The sequence below is a fragment of the Methermicoccus shengliensis DSM 18856 genome (assembly GCF_000711905.1).
In the GTDB taxonomy this organism is placed as follows: Archaea; Halobacteriota; Methanosarcinia; order DSM-18856; family Methermicoccaceae; genus Methermicoccus; species Methermicoccus shengliensis.
Map to the genome: position 1 here is coordinate 90,829 of NZ_JONQ01000007.1, position 17,918 is coordinate 108,746.

Genomic DNA, 17,918 nt, shown 5'->3' on the forward strand with positions numbered 1-17,918 from the left:
AAACATAAGAGATGTGGCTTTTCAAAAGACGAATTTATAAAACTACTTAATTTAGCTAAAGAACTGAAGTCTCTTCAAAAGAAAACAAGAAATAAGACTAAAACAAACATAGAACACTTAATTTCAAACTTTGTGAACCCACCGAACTCCCAGATGAAGTCTTGGCGAGAAGCCAGGATGGAACGGGAGAAGCCCCCTCTGTAAGGACTGGGCAGTTCACGTGCTTTACTTAGCCACGCCTTCTGAGGAACAGAGCGGCGAGAACAGAACACATACTTATTAGTGCCCCAAACCCGGGAAGAGACGTGTCATTGGTTTCCGATGCAGATGTATCAGTGCCATTGGTTTCCGATGCAGCATGCCCCTCAGAGAGCATATCTTGTTCCCGGGAGGTATTCTGTTCCTCTATGCCCGGCTCTCTCACGCTAACCTCCACGGGCGAGGAGAACACAGTGGCTCTGTAGTTCTGGAGATTCTCAAAGCTAACATAGGCTGGGGGAAGGATGTATGTTCCAGGCTTCTCAAAGCGGATTACATAAGTCAGGGTGCGGATCTCGTTTCTTTGCATGATGGCGTGGTCGGTGAGGTTGCCGCTCACAAGCACTGCCCCATCGGGAATCGAGTCCATAACGTCCACTTTCGCTCTCATGTCCCACAGTACCTTCGTGCTAACGTCCACAAGCACGTTCTCGCCCACCAATGGCTCAGTGGTGTTCACACTCTTTACCACGCTCACGTTCGGGGCATACACACTCAGAGAGGGCTCATCAGAGGTGATGGAGTAGTTGGTGCCGCAAAGCACAAAGCTCGCTGTTGCTGGTGGCAGGGTGATGGATATCTTAGAGGAGGACTCGTCGCCAGCAAGCCACGACCCATACACCACTCTCAGACGGTATGAGAATTCTGCGCGCTCTCCAGGTGCAATGCTCACATTCCAGCTCAGATTCTCGGACGGGTCGAGCATCTCAAGCCCGGCTGGTGGCGTATCCACGATGCGAACGTCGTGGAGTGCATATATCCCATCGTTTTCGATGTACAACTTCACACCCACCGTGTCGTTCACCCTCGCCCACGTAGGATAGCACCTCTTCATGAACCTTATGTCCTCCGTGCTCCACATGGGTAAAACCTCGATGGTGTGAGTGGTGCTCGCGCTGTATCGCTCACCCTTTATATCCTTCCCCTCCACACTCACGTTTATGGCAAAGTAGCGGGTGATGAGCGACTCCTTCATCGTCTTTGGGTATGGAAGCTCAAACACGAGGGTGTGGCTCACCTCGCCGTCCTTTGGTAGCTCTCCGACGTGTATGCACGTCCGGCCGGTGAGAAGCTTCAGCTCTCCAATATCCACATTTACCTCGCATTCGTAGAGGTCGGCCGAGCCATCGTTCTTGACCTTCAGGGTGAACTCAATTCGCTTTTTCTGCTCTGGTGCGGGCCCTCTCGGAGGGGTGTAGCTATGCCTGTCGGTGGATGTGGTGATCGTGATGGCTGGACGACCCCTGACCTCAGTCCTTATAATGGCATAGGGGTCGTACACATCTGTCTCGAACGTCTTATTTGGTGCGTGAATGCTCTCTGCCGTGATCCTCAGCTCGTCCTCGTACTCGTAGGACTCGCCCTCCCTCAGGACGATAGTGCGAACGAGCGTGCCATTCGCGTATAGCTCGAGCCCGACGAACTTTCCGCTCACCTTCCCCCTCTCGTCGAGCTTGGGCAGGTTAACGCACACGATTTCATATGTACCTCGAGAGTAGGAATCCCCCCAGTGCAGTGTTGCAGTCTGAGGGTCGCTCCACTGGACGCAGCGCTCGTCCGCGATGCATACGGGGAGGAGGGCAGATAGCATGAGCGCCAACAGAATAAGACGCCCTATAAGGGTCATGGCATTTAGTTTGAGGACAATCAGATAAGTTTTTTTGGGTTACTTCCAGCCACACCATTTTGAAAGTGCTGCCAATTTTTCTTGGATGAGGGAGCTACTCACCTGCGTATAGGTGAGCTCTCAGCACGCCACCACGGCCGGGGTCGGGCCGTTCACGAGCCCCCCCGATGCCACATGCCACGTGCCACATGCCACTCCTCTCAATCATGGCTTTTGACGGGTGGCGCACATTTTCTTTCAAGCTCTGCACACAAGGACACAGAGAACACCTGTGCAGCTGTCACGGGGATAGTTGTTAAATTAAAGATACCCACCCTCCAATTCACCACAAATTCACCACACCCTCAACGGTTGTCCTCTCAGCGACAGCTTATAGACCTCGTGGACAATAACAGATAAATACATCCCAGTGCACACAGGTGCACATGCCAGCTAAACTACCCACCTGCGAGCTTCCAGACGTGCAGGCAAACCACCCGGAGATTCCCATAAACCTCACGAGGGTGGGGGTGACCAACGTCAAAAAGCTCGTTGAGGTGGCAAGGGAGAAAAAACGCCCCATTATCCTGATATCCAAGTTCGATATCTTTGTTGACCTTCCATCCAGCCGAAAGGGTGCGAATCTTTCGAGAAACTCCGAGGTAATCAACGAGGTGCTGGAGGAGGCGCTAAGCTCGCCTGTATACGAGATAGAAGACCTGTGCGAGGCCGTGGCGACTAAGCTGCTTGAAAGGCACGAGTATGCCTCCAGAGCCGAGGTCAGGATGGTGAGTGAGTACAACGTGAAGCGCACGTCTCCAGACACCCACACCGAGTGTCAGGAGATGGTGGAGATTTTCGCAGAGGCTGTGGCTATGCGCTCTCCAGAGGAGCGCACCATCAAGATGGTGGGTGCAGAGGTGGTGGGCATGACCGCATGCCCATGTGCTCAGGGAATCATGAAGGAAAAGGCAATCCACGAGCTCAGGGCACTTGACATACCAGAGGACAAGATAGAAAAGTTTTTAGAGCGCATGCCCATGCCCACACACAACCAGAGGGGGAGGGGTAGAATTTCAATACAGGTGCACAATAACGAGAAGGTCTCGCTCAACAAAATAATACACATCATAGAGGACTCCATGAGCAGCAGGGTGTATGAGATACTAAAGCGGGACGATGAGGCGGTCGTGGTGTACGAGGCACACAAAAACCCCAAGTTCGTGGAGGACTGCGTGCGCACGATGGCTCAGAGGGTGCTGGAGGAGTTCCCCAACCTCTCTGATGATGCGGTGGTGTCGCTGGTCCAGATCAACGAAGAGAGCATACACAACCACAACGCCTTTGCCGAGAGGGTGGCAACCATCGGCGAGCTCAGGGATGAGCTCTCTTGGAGAAGGGGGTAAGAAAAAACGTTATAAGTCCCGTTTTCGAGTGGGATACATGAAGCGATGGCTGATGGATGTTCTCGCATGCCCCCTGTGTAAGTGCGAGCTTGTGCTCGATGTGGTGCGTGAGGAGGGTGAGGAAATACTGGAGGGCACCCTCACGTGCAGGCAGTGTGGTGAGGTATATCCCATCGAAGAAGGCATACCCAACATGCTTCCTCCAGAGCTGAGGAAGGGATGAGCGTGAAGTACATCGTGGTCACGGGCGGCGTGATGAGCGGGCTCGGCAAGGGAATCACCACAGCCTCCATCGGAAGGCTGCTCAAGAACAGGGGCTACTCGGTCAGCGCCATAAAGATTGATCCCTACATCAACGTGGATGCGGGTACGATGAGTCCCTACCAGCACGGTGAGGTGTTCGTGCTCGGGGACGGAGGTGAGGTGGACCTCGACCTTGGCAACTACGAGCGCTTCTTGGATGTGGAACTCACGCGAGAGCATAACATCACCACGGGCAAGGTGTACCAGAGTGTGATAGCCAAGGAGCGAAGGGGAGACTACCTTGGAAAGACTGTCCAGATAATACCTCACATCACCGACGAGATAAAGAGCCAGATACGGCAGGTGGCAAAGAGAAGCGGTGCCGAGGTGTGCCTCATCGAGATTGGTGGGACGGTAGGGGATATAGAGAGCATGCCCTTCCTCGAGGCAATCAGGCAGATGAAGATGGAGGAGAGAAAAGAGGATATGCTGCTCGTGCATGTCACGCTGGTGCCCACCGATGCCCAAGGAGAACAGAAGACCAAGCCCACACAGCACTCTGTAAAGGAGCTGAGGGAGCTGGGACTGCATGCCGACCTGATAGTCGCGAGGTGTCATCAGCCCCTCAAGGAGGAGACCAAGAAAAAGATTGCCCTGTTCTGCAACGTGCCCCAAAAGGCAGTTATCAGTGCTGTGGACGTGGACGACGTGTACAGGGTGCCATCTGTGCTCGAGCAGGAGGGTATGTTCGATTGCCTTAGAACACTGCTTGGCCTGAAACCAAGGGATGTGAAGGACACCTCGTGGGACGGGGTGATAGCCGAGCTGGATGCCCTCAAGAGCAATGGGCGGCTAAAGCAGCCACGAATAGCCATTGTGGGAAAATACACCCACTTCGTGGATACCTACATCAGCATCAGGGAGGCCATCAAGCATGCTGCGATGGCATGCAAGTGCGTTCCCCACTTAAGCTGGATAGAGGCCGAGAGTCTCGAAAATGGGGATGTCGATGTCCTCCGGGGTTACGACGGCATTCTCGTGCCGGGCGGGTTTGGGAGCAGGGGAACGGAGGGCAAGATAAGGGCGATACAGTATGCGAGGGAGCATGACATTCCCTATCTCGGGCTGTGCCTTGGAATGCAGCTGGCAGTGGTGGAGTTTGCAAGAAACGTGGTGGGATGGAAGGATGCGGCGAGCAGCGAGTGGGGAGAGAGTGCCCACCCCGTCATAGACCTGTTGCCAGAGCAGAAGAATGCAGAGGGGCTCGGGGGCACAATGAGGCTTGGAAACTATGAGATCGAGATTGCCGAGGGCACGCTTGCCCACAGGATATATGGGACAAAAAAAATAGTGGAAAGGCACAGGCATCGCTACGAGGTAAACCCCAAGTACATCCCCATCCTAAGGGAAAAGGGAATTGTGTTCTCTGGATGGCATCATAACCGCATGGAGCTCATGGAGCTGCCCCAGAACAGGTTTTTCATAGCCTCCCAGTTCCATCCCGAGTTCAGGTCAAGACCCGGGAAGCCGGCACCCATGTTCAGGGCGTTTCTGGAGGCGATGCTCTGATGTGGTCATACGAGATAGCGAGAATCTGGGGCATCCCGATTCGCATCCACGTGACGTTCTTGCTGGTGCTGCCCCTGTTTGTCTTAGTGTTCGCAGTGGAGCCCACGTTTGGCTTTGGGGCGTTTCCCTCCAAAGCCCTGAGCTACCTGTTTGGTGCGATGGCGGCAGTGATGCTGTTCGTCTCGGTGCTGCTGCACGAGCTTGGACACTCCCTTGTGGCAATGCACTATGGCTCCAGGATCTCCGATATCACGCTGTTTCTGTTTGGCGGGGTGTCCCAGATAGAGGAGGTCCCCAAGGACCCAGAAAAAGAAGCGAGAATGGCATTCGTTGGGCCCCTCGTGAGCTTCGTTCTTGGTGTGTTGTTCCTGATGGCGTATGCGGGAGCAAAGCTCGTGTTCGCACCTGCCGATGTCGAGAATAGCTCGCTCTCCTCGGCATTCACGAGGCTGCTGTTCCTGCTCGGATACCTCAACGTGCTGCTCGGGGCGTTCAACCTCATACCTGCCTTTCCCATGGATGGAGGGCGCATCCTCAGGGCATACTTCGCAAAGCACACCTCATACGTGGAGGCCACCAGAAGGGCAGCGAGTGTCGGAAAGCTGCTCGCACTGCTCATGGGCATCGTGGGGTTCTTTGTGAACATATGGCTCGTGCTCATCGCATTCTTCGTGTACATAGGTGCGAGCGAGGAGGAAGCTGCCACCCAGCTCTCGAGCATGCTGGAGGACGTGAGAGTGAAAGATGTCATGAGTGAGGGGGTGGTGTACGTGAGCCCAGAAGCCACGGTGGGCCAGCTGCTAGACCTGATGTTCGAAACAAAGCACATGGGATATCCCGTGAGCGTCGAGGGCGTCGAGAGCGGCAAAGGTGTGCCCCTCTCACGGGTGGTGGGGATGGTAACGTTCAACGATGTGCGCAAGATACCTCCACATGATAGAGAGGCGCTGCTCGTGAGGGACATAATGACGCCAGAGTTGATTACGATACCCAAAGATGCACACGCCATAGAGGCGCTAAAGAGCATGCGAAAAAACGGGATTGGCAGGCTGCTCGTGGTGGACGGCGATGAGGTCGTGGGGATACTATCGAGGAGCGACCTCATGCGCTCTGTGGACATCCTGTCCTTAAGGAGGTAGCATGCACCTTACCACCCCCCTCGGTGAGGAGGTGCTCACGCTCAAAGTGGGCGATGTGGTGTACCTGAACGGCAAGGTCTTCACGGCAAGGGACGAGGCGCACCTCGCCATAATTGAACACCTGAGAGAGGGAATAGAGCTGCCCTTTGAGATGGAGGGTGCCGTGATATATCACTGCGGGCCCCTTGTGCGCCCTGCAGCAGGAGGATGGAGGGTAATATCGGCAGGCCCCACCACCAGCGAGCGGATGGCAACGCTCACAGAGCCCCTGCTCAAGGCGTTCGATGTCCGCGCCCTGATAGGAAAGGGGGGGATGAGCACTGCGAGCAGGCTGCTTAAAGGGCGGGGGGTATATCTGGCGTTCTGTGGTGGGTGTGCTGCCCTTGCCGCAAGCCACATCACCAAGGCAGAGCCCCACTGGCTGGAAGAGCTCGGCATGGCGGAGGCAGTGTGGGAGCTTGAGGTCAGCAACTTCGGACCTCTGCTCGTGGCAGTGGACTCGCATGGCAGAGACCTCTATGCACGTGTGAGGGAGCGCTCATATAGGGCACTCTCTACACTCTTCTGAAGCCCTCGGTATCGGAGAGCCTCCTGATGAGGTGGGCGGTGGCACTTCCATACCATCCCCTCAGCACATATCTCGGATACACCGATAGCCTCTCCCTGAGCACATACCCCCTCAGAGTCTCCTGCAGCCTTTTGGGGCTGGGCCATGCGTCCTCTGGGTTTATGTGATCCACCGTGATGGACGAGATTCCCCCAAGGTCATTTGCCCCAGCCTCCACCATGCTTTTTACATCCACGAGGTTGGGGGGGACCTGCACAGCCACATCATCTGGCAGTATCTGCCTTGCCATGCGCACGGTGTGAGCCATCTCCTCGAGGCTGGGCGGAGGGTGATGCTCCATTGGTGTGCCCCTCTTGGGAGAAAAGTTCTGCACTATGACCTCCTGTATGTGGCCATGGCGCTCGTGCAGGCGGGCTATGGCCCTGAGTGCTCTCTCTCTATCCCTTTCACTCTCCCCAATTCCCACGAGAATTCCCGTGGTGAACGGAATGCCCAGCCTTCCCGCCTCTTTGAGCATCCGTATCCGCCTTCTTGGCTCCTTCGATGGGCTGTGCCTGTGAGCAGACAGGCGAGCCGTGGTCTCGAGCATGAGCCCCATGCTGGCGTTAAAGGGTGCAAGATACTCCAGCTCCTTTCTCGTGAGCACGCCAGCGTTGGTGTGGGGAAGCAAACCATATGCAATCGCAAGCCTGCACATACGCCTGATATAGGCAGTAAAGCTAACATAACCAAACGCATCGAGCATCTCGGAAAAGCCCTCCACGCACTGGGGTCTATCTCCGAATGTGAAGAGGGCTTCTGTTGCTCTTCCAGACGCCCTCGAGAGCAGCTCTCTTACCTCGCTCTCGCTCATCAGATGCGCTCCAGCCCCAATGTCCCTCCTAAACCCGCAGTACCCACACGCATTGGAGCACACGTTTGTCAGGGGAATGAACACGTTGGTGCAGTAGGTGATGTATCGGCTCACACCCACACTGGAGGCTAAATGGGTTTTTAAAGCTTCGGCTCATACACATCCGCATGGCGATTCATCCCATAGAGTACAGGTACGGACATCCCCAGATGAAGGCTGTGTGGAGCGAGGAGGCAAGGCTGAGGTATGTGCTTCGTGTGGAGGCGGCACTGGCGCTGGCGGAGGCAGAGGTGGGAATCATTCCAAAAGAGGCAGCAGCAGCCATCTCTGAGGGCATTGAGAAGGTGAGGCTCGAGCGTGTGAAGGAGATAGAGGAGGAGATACAGCACGATATGATGGCTGTGGTGCTCGCCCTCTCAGAGCAGTGTGGCGAGGCTGGTGGGTATGTGCACTATGGTGCCACCTCCAACGACATTCTGGATACCGCCACCGCCCTGCAGCTAAAGGATGCATGCTCAATACTCGATGAGCAGCTCAGGGTGCTTCTGGGGGTGCTGCTCGAAAGGGCACAGGAGCACATCCACACCGTGTGTGCCGGCAGAACTCATGGGCAGATTGGTGTGCCCACCACCTACGGGCTGAGGTTTGCCGTGTGGGCTCACGAGGTGTACCGTCACATCGAGCGCCTGAGGGAGCTCAAAAAGCGGCTGCTCGTGGGAAAGCTCGGGGGTGCAGTGGGTACTGGAGCAGCGCTGGGAAGGCATGGCCTTGAAGTAAGGAGGAAAATGTGCGAGCTATTGGGGCTGGGAGAGGTGCTCGTGTGCACACAGGTGATACAGCGGGACAGGCACGCGGAGTTCGTGATGTGGATGGCAAACGTTGCCACCACGCTGGACAAGATAGGAACTGAAATCAGGACGCTGCAGCGCACTGAGATTGCCGAGGTGCACGAGGCATTTGGCGAGAGACAGGTGGGCTCCTCCACCATGCCCCACAAGCGCAACCCCATAAAGTCAGAGCAGATGTGCGGGCTTGCTCGCATCGTCCGCTCGTTCGTGGAGCCAGAGCTGCTGAACAACACCCTGTGGGACGAGCGAGACCTCACGAACTCGGCACCAGAGCGCATAATCTTTCCAGAGGCCACCGTGCTCACAGACCACATCATACGCCTGTGCATCCGCATCATGAGAGGGCTCGTGTTCGACATGGAAAACATAGAGCGCAACGTGAGCGTTCATGGAGGCGTGAACCTCGCCGAGTCCGTGATGATGCTGCTCGCCAAGAAGGGCATGGGAAGGCAGGACGCCCATGAGCTTGTGCGAGGGTGCGCAATGCGGGCATATGCAGGGGAGGGGGACTTTCTGGAGCTTCTGAAGGATAGCGTGGGAGGGCTGGTATCCGAGCAGGAGCTCAAAGAGGCGCTGGACCCCCACCAGTACATAGGCACTGCAGTGGAGCAGGTGGAGAGGGTGATAGCACTGCTAAAGCCAGAGGCGGTGTTCGAGTGATGAATTAGGTCAAGCGAGAACAATCAAAAAGCTCTTAACGTATGTGGGGGAACCCGTGTTTATGCTCGTGTACGAGAGCAGGCTGGTGAGGGTGGAGGCAGAGTGCGAAAAGGGTGTTAGGCTGAGGGCATCTGGATTGCTGGCACCCGCCCTGTTTCCAATCCTCTCGAAGGTCAACGGCATATTCGCCCACGAAAGGCCCGTGGCGATTGAGGGCGACCACATGATATTCTCCACGTGGATTCCGCCAATACCCTCGCCAGCCTTTGAGAGGCTGCTCAAGGCACAGGTGCTCTCGATGCTCTCCCGCCCCATTCCAGACCAGCTCTCGATATCCATCACCATGAGATGTCCCAACAGATGTGCCCACTGTGGGGCATACGGCATGAGCGCCTCCCCAGAGCTCACACTACAGGAGGTGGAGAAAGCGATAACAGAAGCCCTCTCCATGGGCACCTACCTCATCTCGTTCGATGGGGGGGAGCCCATGCTGAGGCAGGATCTGGAGCGCATGGTTCGAGCAGTGGACAACAAGAGGGCGATTGCCACCACATTCACATCTGGCTATGGGCTCGATGTCGACAGGGCAGAGGCGCTAAAGGCTGCCGGGCTGTACGCTGTGAGGGTGAGTCTCGACTTTCCCGAGCAGGAGCAGCACGATGCCTTTCGAGGGCGGGTGGGTGCGTTCGAGGATGCAAAGAGGGCGATAGAGAGTGCCCTCTCTGCCGGGCTGCTCGTGGACATGTTCGTGGTGGTCTCGCCCCACAACATCGACATGCTCGATGAGTTCTACGCCCTCGCATGCGACTGGGGTGTACACGAGCTCTCCCTCTACGAGATAGTGGCGGTGGGCAGGTGGGCACAGCACGCAGACGAGGTGCTCTCCGACGCAGATGTGAGAAGGCTTGCGAGCTTCCACAAGCACAAAAACGCCAGCGGAGATGTCAGGGTTACGGCATTTCCGTATTTCATGGGACCAGAACTCTTTGGATGCTTTGCTGCAAGGCGCTGGGCACACATAACCGCAGGGGGAGAGGTGCTTCCCTGTGCATACATGCCCCTGTCCTTTGGGAGCATCAGAGAGCAGCCCCTCTCAAAGATATGGAAAAGGATGCGCAGCTTTGAGGGATTCAGAGGATGTGCACAACGCTGCAGGATGCGAGATTCCGCCTTCAGGGCGCGCTTTATAGAGGGTCTTTCAGAGGTGCCCCACAGGGTGGATGAGGCATGAGCACTCTGACAAAGGGTCCGGGGGTGATGGTGGCACTGGACGTGCCAGACATAGATAGGGCTCTCGAGCTGTGCGATGTGCTCGAGAGGGCCAGCGGCACGTTTTGCATAAAGGTGGGAAGACCACTCGAGATGGTGGGGGGAGCTGCCACCCTGAGGGAAGTGTGTGAGGGCACGCGCCTTCCCGTGGTATACGATGGAAAGATAGCGGACGTGCCTCACGTGGCATCCCAAATCGCACATGCCGCCTTCGCAGCTGGTGCAGATGGGGTGATAGTGCATGGCTTCTGCGGCTCGGATGTGCTCAAGAGCCTGATGGAGCTTTCGATGGGAGATGTAATATGTGTGGTGGAGATGTCCCATCAGGGCGCCACCGAGTTCTACAGAGGAGTCTCAGAGGACATAGCCAAGATGGCTGGAAGGCTGGGTGTCCATGGAGTGGTGCTCCCAGCAACCCATCCAGAGAGAATACGTACACTCTCCCCTCATCTATCACCCCACACCTACATAATCTCCCCGGGCGTGGGAGCCCAAGGGGCCGTGGCTGGTATGGCCATTGCCAACGGCGCCCACTGGGAGGTGGTGGGAAGGGCAATCACGATGTCGGATGACCCGTTGAGGAGTGCAGAGGAGCACTACAGGGCATGTATTGCAGCTCACAGAAATGCTGGAGTGCCATAGCCTCTGTGGTCAAGGGCGAGCACGCGCCTCCATATCCCATAACACTCACACTCCTCCCTGACCTCCTCAAGATATGATACGTCCTGCGTTTCTGAGAACGACCTGATGGCGTTCGCCACCGCTCTGTCGCATCTGCCACAGTTGTGGGGACCTCTCGCAGACCCTGCCCCCACGGGGTCACACATTATCACGTGGTTCCCATGTGCTCGCTTCGCCTCCAAGAGAATCTCCACTGCGCTCGCAAGCCATGGAGGTCTGTACTCCCCCCTTCTCCACAGCCTCTCCACCAGCGTTCCCCTCTGCACATTGCACAGGTTCACCGATATCCGCCTCGACAGGGGCGCCACCTTCTCGATTGAGCTCAGCACATCCTGCATCGCCTCCCCCTCTGAGAGGAACGGGGGCTTTAGCAGAAGATACGTCTTTGTGGGAATTCCCAGGGCAGATGCCCGCATGACCGCAGCCTCATAATCTGAAAAGGTGGTGCCCTTGCCTATGCACTCCCCCCTCACTGCGTCGCTTGCACTCTCAAGCCCGATGGCAATCTCCAGCCTTGGCATGATGGATGCCGCCTCCTCAAGCACGTTTTTTGTGGCAAGCTCGCATCTGGTCTCCACCACCAGCCTTTCCACCCGCTCATGGGCACACATCCTGAGAATTGTGCGCCTTGCCTCCTCGGGCACCTCAGTGGGGTCAAAGAAGCTTCCCGACGTGTACAGCTTGAGCACGAACGCTCCTGAGGGTGCTTTTGAGAGGGCACGCTCCATCTGGCGCACCAGCTCTGAGGACGTGGGAGGAGTGGTGGCACAGTCCCGTATGTAGCCACACATGGTGCATGCCCTGCCCTCCCTCGCTCTATAACATCCCACTGTCCTGAGTATCACGGTCAGGCTATCCATGGGACCATCATAGAAGTCCCGTCCCCTCACCACTGCGATTGGCACATCTGGCCTTCGTGCACCGCCCCTGCCGCCCCTGCCCCTGCCCCTGCCCATGTCCATGTCCATGCCCATGCCCATGTCAACCCCTCAGTGCACCGAGCATGTCCATCCCCCTTCGTAGAGTACCCACCGAGAGCTGGCCTGGCGCCACCGTGCTGTTGAGAGAGCCATAGGTGAGTGCAGAGCCATAGAGAGGGGCAAGAAGGCGCGTGGGCTTTCCCAACTCCCCCATGGAGATACCGCACACATCGCCGCTCGCGCCACGCATCGCGTACACCGCCTCGAGCAGCACGAGAGTATCTCCCATGTCGTTGGGCATCACCGCCACCTTGGCAATATCTGCCCCACTTTCAAGCTCAGAGGTGAACACCTCCAGCATCCGAGAGAGGGAAGGGGTGCCCAGAAAGTCGTGATGAGAGAGTATCACCTTTAGCCCAAGCTCCCGTGCACACCTCACCACCCCCTCCCTTATTTCGTGCGCCGCAAGCTCCACATCCACCATGTCCACGTGCTCCATTGCCTCACACAGCAGCCTCTCACGCTCCCGCTCCGTGCCCGAAAAACCCCCTCCCTCCATGGAAGCCCTACACGTGGCTATGAGGGGTTTTTGGAAGGTGGAAACGGCATCGAACACCTCCTTCAACGGCATGGAGAGAAGGTCGAGCCTTATCTCGAGTATGTCTGCAAGCTCCACATCCTCACTGCTCAGGTCGTCTGGGCTTGCGACCACTCCCACGATGGAGCACCTGTGCCCGAGAGTCGAGTGCGCCATGGTATCCTCAGGTCATGATATCCTCAGGGCTCTCACCGGACACATCGCAACACATGTGCCACACATTATACACTCGTCCTCGTCTGTCACCACGCTCATGTCCTCTGCAAACGAGAACACGTCCGTGGGGCACACCGAGATGCACGCTCCACAGTGGATGCACGCACCCTCATCCCTCGCGACTGGGTGCACTATTGTACGCACGTGTACATTTCGGCTGCGAAATGCCTGCTTGACCCTCTCCACGTCCACGGCTGGCACATTGAGCACCACCTCACCACTCTCAGAGTCAATCTTTGCCCTCTCGATGTTCAGCTTGGAGCCAGTCTCGAGTATTACCTCGGCGATGATGGGCTTGTTCAGCACGTCTCTCCCTATCTCTATCATCAGCTTCTTCATGTGCTCACCTTCCAGCCACCAGCCTGCTTATGTCCTCACTCGTTATCATGCCTATCACCCGCCTCTCGCTGTCCAGCACGGGAAGCGCCGATATGTTATGGGCGTGCAGCCTGTGGGCTGCGCTCTCCACTGGCTCATCCTCACTCGAGCTTATCACCTTCCTCGTCATCACATCTGCCACCTTCCCGTTGCTCGCACCGTTCGCCACAGCCTTGGATACATCCCATGAGGTTATGATGCCAACGAGCCTTCCACCCTCGTCCACCACGGGCAGATGGTTGAAGTCTCCCCTGATGAGCTTGGTGGCCGCATCTGCCACTCCGTCATCGGGGTGCACAGTTATGATGTTCCTCGTCATCACCTCCCTCACCAATGTCTTCCTCTCTATCTGGCTCATCGGCTTGGCACTTCCCTTGAGGGTGAGGGGTGCGACGGGCTGGGTCAGCAGAAACTCCCCTCTCTCTATCTGCTCCTTTAGCAGATGTGCTATCTCGATGGACTTTTTGAAGCTGGATAGCGGCGATGTTTTGATTTCCCTTCCCATCACCTCAATGGTCCCTGACCTCAGCTGCTCATAGCTCACCTGTGCGAGCACGGGCCGCTTTCGTCTGGGCACCCCATAGTCCAGCACATTGGTGATGATGTCGCTGTCCCTGACCGCACATGAGGCAGCTACCCGCTCATTGATGATGGGTATGGGCACCCCTATACCCACATACATCGAGACGCCGTATTTCTCGAAGGTGGCAGCCCTCATGAACTCTGGGCTCATCTCCTTCAGGTTTCCCTTCACCATCAGAGTGGCAAACCCGTTCTCTGGGTCGTGCTGTGTACCCTCCCCTATGATATAGCCCTGTGCACCGCACAGGAATATCCTCGTGCCAACACCAATAGTCTGGAAGGTGGGATCGTTGCACAGGGGAGAGAGCACACCAGAACCAGAGAACGTGGCGTTGCCATAGTTGGGGAGCAATGTGCCCATGTAGGTGTATATCGTGCTGTCCGTGGAGTTGGTGGCAACATTGTAGCGCTGGTAGGCGTTTCTTGGATTGAGCAGCACCGCCTGATTCAAATCGTCGAGAGTGATGGTGGTTTCCACCTCCTTCGCGGGATAGCAATCGGTGCCAAACCCGCGCGCTCTAAGGTGCACGCTCTTTCCGCTCACGAGGTCATATATCACGTGTGCCCCGCCATAGGAGAGCCCCGCCGTCTCGGAGAGCTGAGTTGCGCCTATGTACCCATCCACGGCAGCGAGTCCGGCATACGCCTCAACATCGTTCAGCCACATCCTCGATATCTTGATGGGCGGGTCGGAGTGTCCGAGGTTGAAGAACGCGCCAGAGGAGCACATTGCCCCAAATGTGGCCGTGGTGACCACGTCCACCTCCTTAGCTGCGCCCTCTGCGCCCAGCTCCTCCACGATGTCGCACATCTCTATGGCGTCCACCACGTGCACACTTCCATCCACGATTCTCTCGTTGATCTCCCCTACCGTCTTTTCCATTCTCTCAGCCTTCCACATCTCTATGTCTGTTAGTAATATTTTCTATGATTTCAATTAGTTATTATAATCCCTTATTAACCTATGCATGTGGGCATTTCATGACGCTGCTTACACAGTAGGCAGCAGTTGATTACAGCGTAAGCAACTGTGTGCACCCAAAAGCTTTAAATTTAAGCATGACGATGGGGGGCAAAGAGTGCTCATTGGGGAGTTCATTCATGGTAATAAAGTACACCAGAAAAGGTAGGAAGGTAAGGTCTGCGGGAAGGTTTGGCCCCAGATATGGTACAAAGATTAGAAAGCTGGTGGTGGAGGTAGAGGAGAAGATGCGCGCTCCCCACAAGTGCGCATCGTGTGGGCAGCTCACCGTGAGGAGGGTGGGCACAGGGATATGGCAGTGCAGAAAGTGTGGATACACGTTTGCTGGCGGAACATATGTACCGCAGACACCCTCCGCCGAGGCACTGCTCAGAGCAATCCGAAGGAGCAGTGAGCAAGAGGGATGAGCATGGGATACAGGTGCGCACGGTGCAGGAGAATAGTGGACATAAATGAGTTCCGCATTCAGTGTGAGTGTGGCCATCCAATCCTCGTCAAGGAGAGGCCCACGATAATCAAGAAGGTGAAGGCAGAGTAAATATGCTCGTTAGCACCTCCAGAAAACCCTCGAGAAGGACAAGAGCGTTCTCAAGAGCACTGGCAGCATATCTTGGGGTCCATCACCTCAACAGGGGAAAGCGTAGCCTCACTGAGCTGTTCGAGCTGGCATCAGAAGATGATGGAAGGCTCGTGATGGTGGGGGAGAGGATGGGAAATCCCACGAAGCTCACCTTCTACAGGGAGAGTGTGCCCCTGTTCTGGATCGCATTCACATCACCCCCCATAAGAAAGGAAGACGTGGATGTGAGGATACTCCCCATCGAGGTGGAGGGCAACGGAGAGCTGTGTGAATCCCTGCGAAGCTTCTTCGAGGAAGAGTGGCACCCGCAGGGCGGAGCAAGAAAGAGAAAGACCCTGAAGGTGAGCGCAAACGAGCTCGAGCTGTACACATGTGGGGAGAATGTGCTCACCTTAAAGCTCAGGGGCTTTGGGAGAGTGGAGCATGCAGGGAGGGGGGAGCATGCAGGGAGGGGGGAGCATGCACATACACTGTGATGTCAGAGTGGCCTGTCCAGATGAGGCTGTTTACAGGGCACTCGAGGTGGAGGCGCGCTCCGTTCCCACCGACAGAGGTACCGTCAGCCTTACACTGGACGCGGGTGCGCTGGTTCTTGAAATCAGCACGAGGGATGCGGCCTCCCTCAGGGCATCCCTCAACACGTGGCTGAGGCTCATCGATGAGGCCATTGGCGTGGCACGCATTGCCTCGAGGGGCGAACATATTTAAGGGTTGAGCACACAGCCCTCACTCCAATCGTAATCAGGGTGATGCTATGGCTTCAGAATTACCACCGCAGGTTCAAAACCAAATCGCTCAGCTTCAGCAGGTTCAGCAGCAGGCACAGGCATTGAGCTCCCAGAAGGCACAGGTTGAGCTCATGCTCAGAGAGGTGGAGGCTGCCCTCGAAGAGCTGTCCAAGCTTCCCGAGGATGCCGTGGTGTACAAGAGTGCGGGCGAACTTCTGCTTAGGGTGGACAAGCCCACCTCCGAAAGTGAGCTCAAGGAGCGAAAGGAGACGCTGGAGCTTCGTATAAAGACGATAGACAGACAGCTCGAGAGAGTGGAAAAGCGCTTTAAGGAGCTGCAAGAACAGATAAAGAGGGCCCTCGGGTCCAAGAGGCCCGTGGCAGAGTAGCTACTCCTTTATGAACGATGTGGACTGAAAGGCTGCAATCAGCCTTTCACCCTTTCTGACCTCCACCCTGCAGAAAGAGAGTCTTCTCGTCCTCTTTACCTCGTGCGCCTCCGCCGTCAGTACATCTCCCGCAACTGCAGGTGCCATATATTGGACAGAGACCTCAATCGCCACTGCCTGCCTTCCACCGTAGTTGCAGCACATGGCAAATGCGCTGTCCGCAAGCGAGAATATGAGCCCACCATGGGCAAATCCGTGGGAGTTCAAATGCTCCTCTTCAACCCGCATCTCCACCTTCGCATAGCCCTCTCTTTTCTCGATTAGTCTCATCCCAAGAAGGTCTGCATAAGGGCTTCCCAATGAGTGCATAGAGTGTGGTGTACTGGTTGCAGTATAATAAGTTTGCGAGAACTGGATTGAAGCTTTAAAAGGTATTGATTTGTCAATGATGGGTCGAGGAGGGGCACATGCTCTCAACTGGGCACACGCCACATCTCGGTCTTGTGGGTCTGCATATCGTCTGGCCAAAGCGCACGAACACGATGTTGTAGCATCTCCAGTACCGCCTTTGCACCCTCTCCATGAGCTGTCCTTCGGTCTGCTCTGGTGTGCTGGAGTGCACGATGCCCAGCCTGTTGGATATTCTGTGCACATGAGTGTCCACTGCAATGACGTCCCGTCCAAAGCCATAGGCGAGCACGCAGTTGGCGGTCTTTCTGCCAACACCCGGAAGGGACAGCAGCCCCTCCTCGCTATCTGGCACCTTCCCTCCGTACTCGGACACCAGTATGTGGGCCACCTCTATCAGCCTTCTCGCCTTGATGCGAAACATCCCAGCAGCCCTTATCAGCTCCTCCACGTGTGCCACATCCGCCATGGCAAGCTCATGAGCAGAGGGGTACTCAGAGAGCAGCCTTTTCGTGGCAGCATGGGTGTTGGCATCGGTGGTTCGCTGAGAGAGGATTGTGCTCACAAGCACCCTGAAGGGCTCATCGGTGAAGCACTCGTGGACGTATCGCTCAAACAATATGTCCAGCACCTTATTCACCCTTTCCAGCTCTGCAAGCATTCTTCCACCATGCCACTGTGGATGGCATGCATAGCACAAAAGGATTATATAGATTGGGGGTTAGGATGAGCCGTGGCTGGGATAGCGTGGCCGGGATAGGGTAGTGGTTATCCTTTGGCCCTGTGGAGGCTAAGACCCGAGTTCGAATCTCGGTCCCGGCCTCATCTCGAGGGCCCGTGGCTTAGCCAGGATATAGCACCGGGCTTCTAACCCGGGGGTCGCGCGTTCAAATCGCGCCGGGTCCGCTTACTCAATCGAGCCTTTTTTGGCATGGGGGCACGCCAGCCTGCCCACGGCTCTACCTCCCTTACTTGGACCTCCTGTCGTCTGAGAGTGCAAGAGCGACTTCTGACCTCGTAAGCAACTGTTGATTGCG

The 17,918-nt window shown here is 56.2% G+C and carries 21 protein-coding genes and 2 tRNA genes; 15 read left to right on the forward strand and 8 right to left on the reverse strand.

What is annotated here, in order from left to right:
• Positions 1-229: 229 nt before the first annotated feature.
• Positions 230-1,885: a PGF-CTERM sorting domain-containing protein gene (locus BP07_RS00835; RefSeq protein ID WP_157203013.1), complete on the reverse strand. Its 1,656-nt coding sequence runs from the start codon at positions 1,883-1,885 to the stop codon at positions 230-232.
• A gap of 425 nt (positions 1,886-2,310) precedes the next feature.
• On the opposite strand from BP07_RS00835, the gene mptA reads away from it, so the two are divergent.
• Genes mptA through BP07_RS00860 form a run of 5 tightly spaced genes read left to right on the forward strand, consistent with a single transcriptional unit; the run spans position 2,311 to position 6,789 of the window.
• Complete coding sequence (mptA, locus tag BP07_RS00840) at positions 2,311-3,270, forward strand: GTP cyclohydrolase MptA (RefSeq protein WP_042684437.1); 960 nt, start codon at positions 2,311-2,313, stop codon at positions 3,268-3,270.
• A gap of 37 nt (positions 3,271-3,307) precedes the next feature.
• Positions 3,308-3,493 carry a methytransferase partner Trm112 gene (locus BP07_RS00845; protein ID WP_042684935.1) on the forward strand — a complete coding sequence of 62 codons (186 nt, stop codon included), beginning with the start codon at positions 3,308-3,310 and terminating at the stop codon, positions 3,491-3,493.
• A 2-nt stretch (positions 3,494-3,495) separates the two neighbouring features.
• Positions 3,496-5,082, forward strand: a complete 1,587-nt coding sequence (gene pyrG, locus BP07_RS00850; protein WP_042684938.1) for a glutamine hydrolyzing CTP synthase — start codon at positions 3,496-3,498, stop codon at positions 5,080-5,082.
• On the forward strand, positions 5,082-6,221 hold the full coding sequence (locus tag BP07_RS00855) for a CBS domain-containing protein (protein ID WP_042684439.1): 1,140 nt from the start codon (positions 5,082-5,084) through the stop codon (positions 6,219-6,221). Before pyrG ends, BP07_RS00855 begins: the two co-directional genes overlap by 1 nt.
• A 1-nt stretch (position 6,222) precedes the next feature.
• Positions 6,223-6,789 (forward strand): FumA C-terminus/TtdB family hydratase beta subunit, encoded by a 567-nt coding sequence (locus BP07_RS00860; RefSeq protein WP_042684441.1) that lies wholly within the window; start codon positions 6,223-6,225, stop codon positions 6,787-6,789.
• On the opposite strand, the gene cofG is transcribed toward BP07_RS00860, so the two are convergent.
• Positions 6,776-7,756: a 7,8-didemethyl-8-hydroxy-5-deazariboflavin synthase subunit CofG gene (gene cofG, locus BP07_RS00865; RefSeq protein WP_157203016.1), complete on the reverse strand. Its 981-nt coding sequence runs from the start codon at positions 7,754-7,756 to the stop codon at positions 6,776-6,778. The genes BP07_RS00860 and cofG overlap by 14 nt on opposite strands.
• A 53-nt stretch (positions 7,757-7,809) precedes the next feature.
• Between cofG and purB the strand changes: the two genes are divergently transcribed.
• The 3 genes from purB to pyrF all read left to right on the forward strand — a co-directional run bounded on the left by purB (position 7,810) and on the right by pyrF (position 11,061).
• Positions 7,810-9,150, forward strand: coding sequence for an adenylosuccinate lyase (gene purB / locus BP07_RS00870; RefSeq protein WP_042684443.1), 1,341 nt, complete (start codon positions 7,810-7,812; stop codon positions 9,148-9,150).
• A 61-nt stretch (positions 9,151-9,211) separates the two neighbouring features.
• Positions 9,212-10,381 carry a radical SAM/SPASM domain-containing protein gene (locus tag BP07_RS00875; protein WP_042684446.1) on the forward strand — a complete coding sequence of 390 codons (1,170 nt, stop codon included), beginning with the start codon at positions 9,212-9,214 and terminating at the stop codon, positions 10,379-10,381.
• The gene (gene pyrF / locus BP07_RS00880) at positions 10,378-11,061 is read left to right on the forward strand and encodes an orotidine-5'-phosphate decarboxylase (RefSeq protein WP_052353056.1); all 684 of its coding nucleotides are present in this window, start codon (positions 10,378-10,380) and stop codon (positions 11,059-11,061) included. The genes BP07_RS00875 and pyrF overlap by 4 nt, the downstream gene beginning before the upstream one ends.
• Here pyrF and BP07_RS00885 read toward each other — a convergent pair.
• The 4 genes from BP07_RS00885 to BP07_RS00900 are packed head-to-tail and all read right to left on the reverse strand — an operon-like array spanning position 11,037 to position 14,677.
• Positions 11,037-12,080, reverse strand: a complete 1,044-nt coding sequence (locus tag BP07_RS00885) for an archaeosine biosynthesis radical SAM protein RaSEA (protein ID WP_052353057.1) — start codon at positions 12,078-12,080, stop codon at positions 11,037-11,039. The genes pyrF and BP07_RS00885 overlap by 25 nt on opposite strands.
• Before the next feature lies 1 nt (position 12,081).
• Complete coding sequence (gene aroD, locus BP07_RS00890; protein WP_042684448.1) at positions 12,082-12,774, reverse strand: type I 3-dehydroquinate dehydratase; 693 nt, start codon at positions 12,772-12,774, stop codon at positions 12,082-12,084.
• Positions 12,775-12,786: 12 nt separating this feature from the next.
• Positions 12,787-13,173 (reverse strand): 4Fe-4S binding protein, encoded by a 387-nt coding sequence (locus BP07_RS00895; RefSeq protein ID WP_042684451.1) that lies wholly within the window; start codon positions 13,171-13,173, stop codon positions 12,787-12,789.
• 4 nt (positions 13,174-13,177) lie between these two features.
• Positions 13,178-14,677 carry a homocysteine biosynthesis protein gene (locus BP07_RS00900; RefSeq protein ID WP_042684453.1) on the reverse strand — a complete coding sequence of 500 codons (1,500 nt, stop codon included), beginning with the start codon at positions 14,675-14,677 and terminating at the stop codon, positions 13,178-13,180.
• A gap of 218 nt (positions 14,678-14,895) precedes the next feature.
• On the opposite strand from BP07_RS00900, the gene BP07_RS00905 reads away from it, so the two are divergent.
• From BP07_RS00905 to BP07_RS00925, 5 genes are read left to right on the forward strand one after another with little or no spacing between them, the layout of a single operon-like run.
• Positions 14,896-15,183: a 50S ribosomal protein L37ae gene (locus tag BP07_RS00905; RefSeq protein WP_042684455.1), complete on the forward strand. Its 288-nt coding sequence runs from the start codon at positions 14,896-14,898 to the stop codon at positions 15,181-15,183.
• Entirely contained in the window at positions 15,180-15,314 is a 135-nt protein-coding gene (gene rpoP, locus BP07_RS00910) for an Rpo12/RPC10 RNA polymerase subunit family protein (protein WP_245597009.1), read from the forward strand. The genes BP07_RS00905 and rpoP overlap by 4 nt, the downstream gene beginning before the upstream one ends.
• Before the next feature lie 2 nt (positions 15,315-15,316).
• Positions 15,317-15,832, forward strand: coding sequence for a Brix domain-containing protein (locus BP07_RS08255; RefSeq protein ID WP_052353058.1), 516 nt, complete (start codon positions 15,317-15,319; stop codon positions 15,830-15,832).
• Positions 15,816-16,064, forward strand: coding sequence for a KEOPS complex subunit Pcc1 (locus tag BP07_RS00920; RefSeq protein WP_042684459.1), 249 nt, complete (start codon positions 15,816-15,818; stop codon positions 16,062-16,064). Before BP07_RS08255 ends, BP07_RS00920 begins: the two co-directional genes overlap by 17 nt.
• Before the next feature lie 46 nt (positions 16,065-16,110).
• Complete coding sequence (locus tag BP07_RS00925; RefSeq protein ID WP_042684463.1) at positions 16,111-16,473, forward strand: prefoldin subunit beta; 363 nt, start codon at positions 16,111-16,113, stop codon at positions 16,471-16,473.
• Here BP07_RS00925 and paaI read toward each other — a convergent pair whose 3' ends face one another.
• Positions 16,474-16,842, reverse strand: coding sequence for a hydroxyphenylacetyl-CoA thioesterase PaaI (gene paaI, locus BP07_RS00930; RefSeq protein WP_042684465.1), 369 nt, complete (start codon positions 16,840-16,842; stop codon positions 16,474-16,476).
• A 73-nt stretch (positions 16,843-16,915) separates the two neighbouring features.
• Positions 16,916-17,542, reverse strand: coding sequence for an endonuclease III domain-containing protein (locus BP07_RS00935; RefSeq protein ID WP_042684467.1), 627 nt, complete (start codon positions 17,540-17,542; stop codon positions 16,916-16,918).
• Between the two features lie 89 nt (positions 17,543-17,631).
• Here BP07_RS00935 and BP07_RS00940 point away from each other — a divergent pair.
• Positions 17,632-17,703, forward strand: a tRNA-His gene (locus tag BP07_RS00940).
• A gap of 9 nt (positions 17,704-17,712) precedes the next feature.
• Positions 17,713-17,787, forward strand: a tRNA-Arg gene (locus BP07_RS00945).
• Positions 17,788-17,918 lie beyond the last annotated feature (131 nt).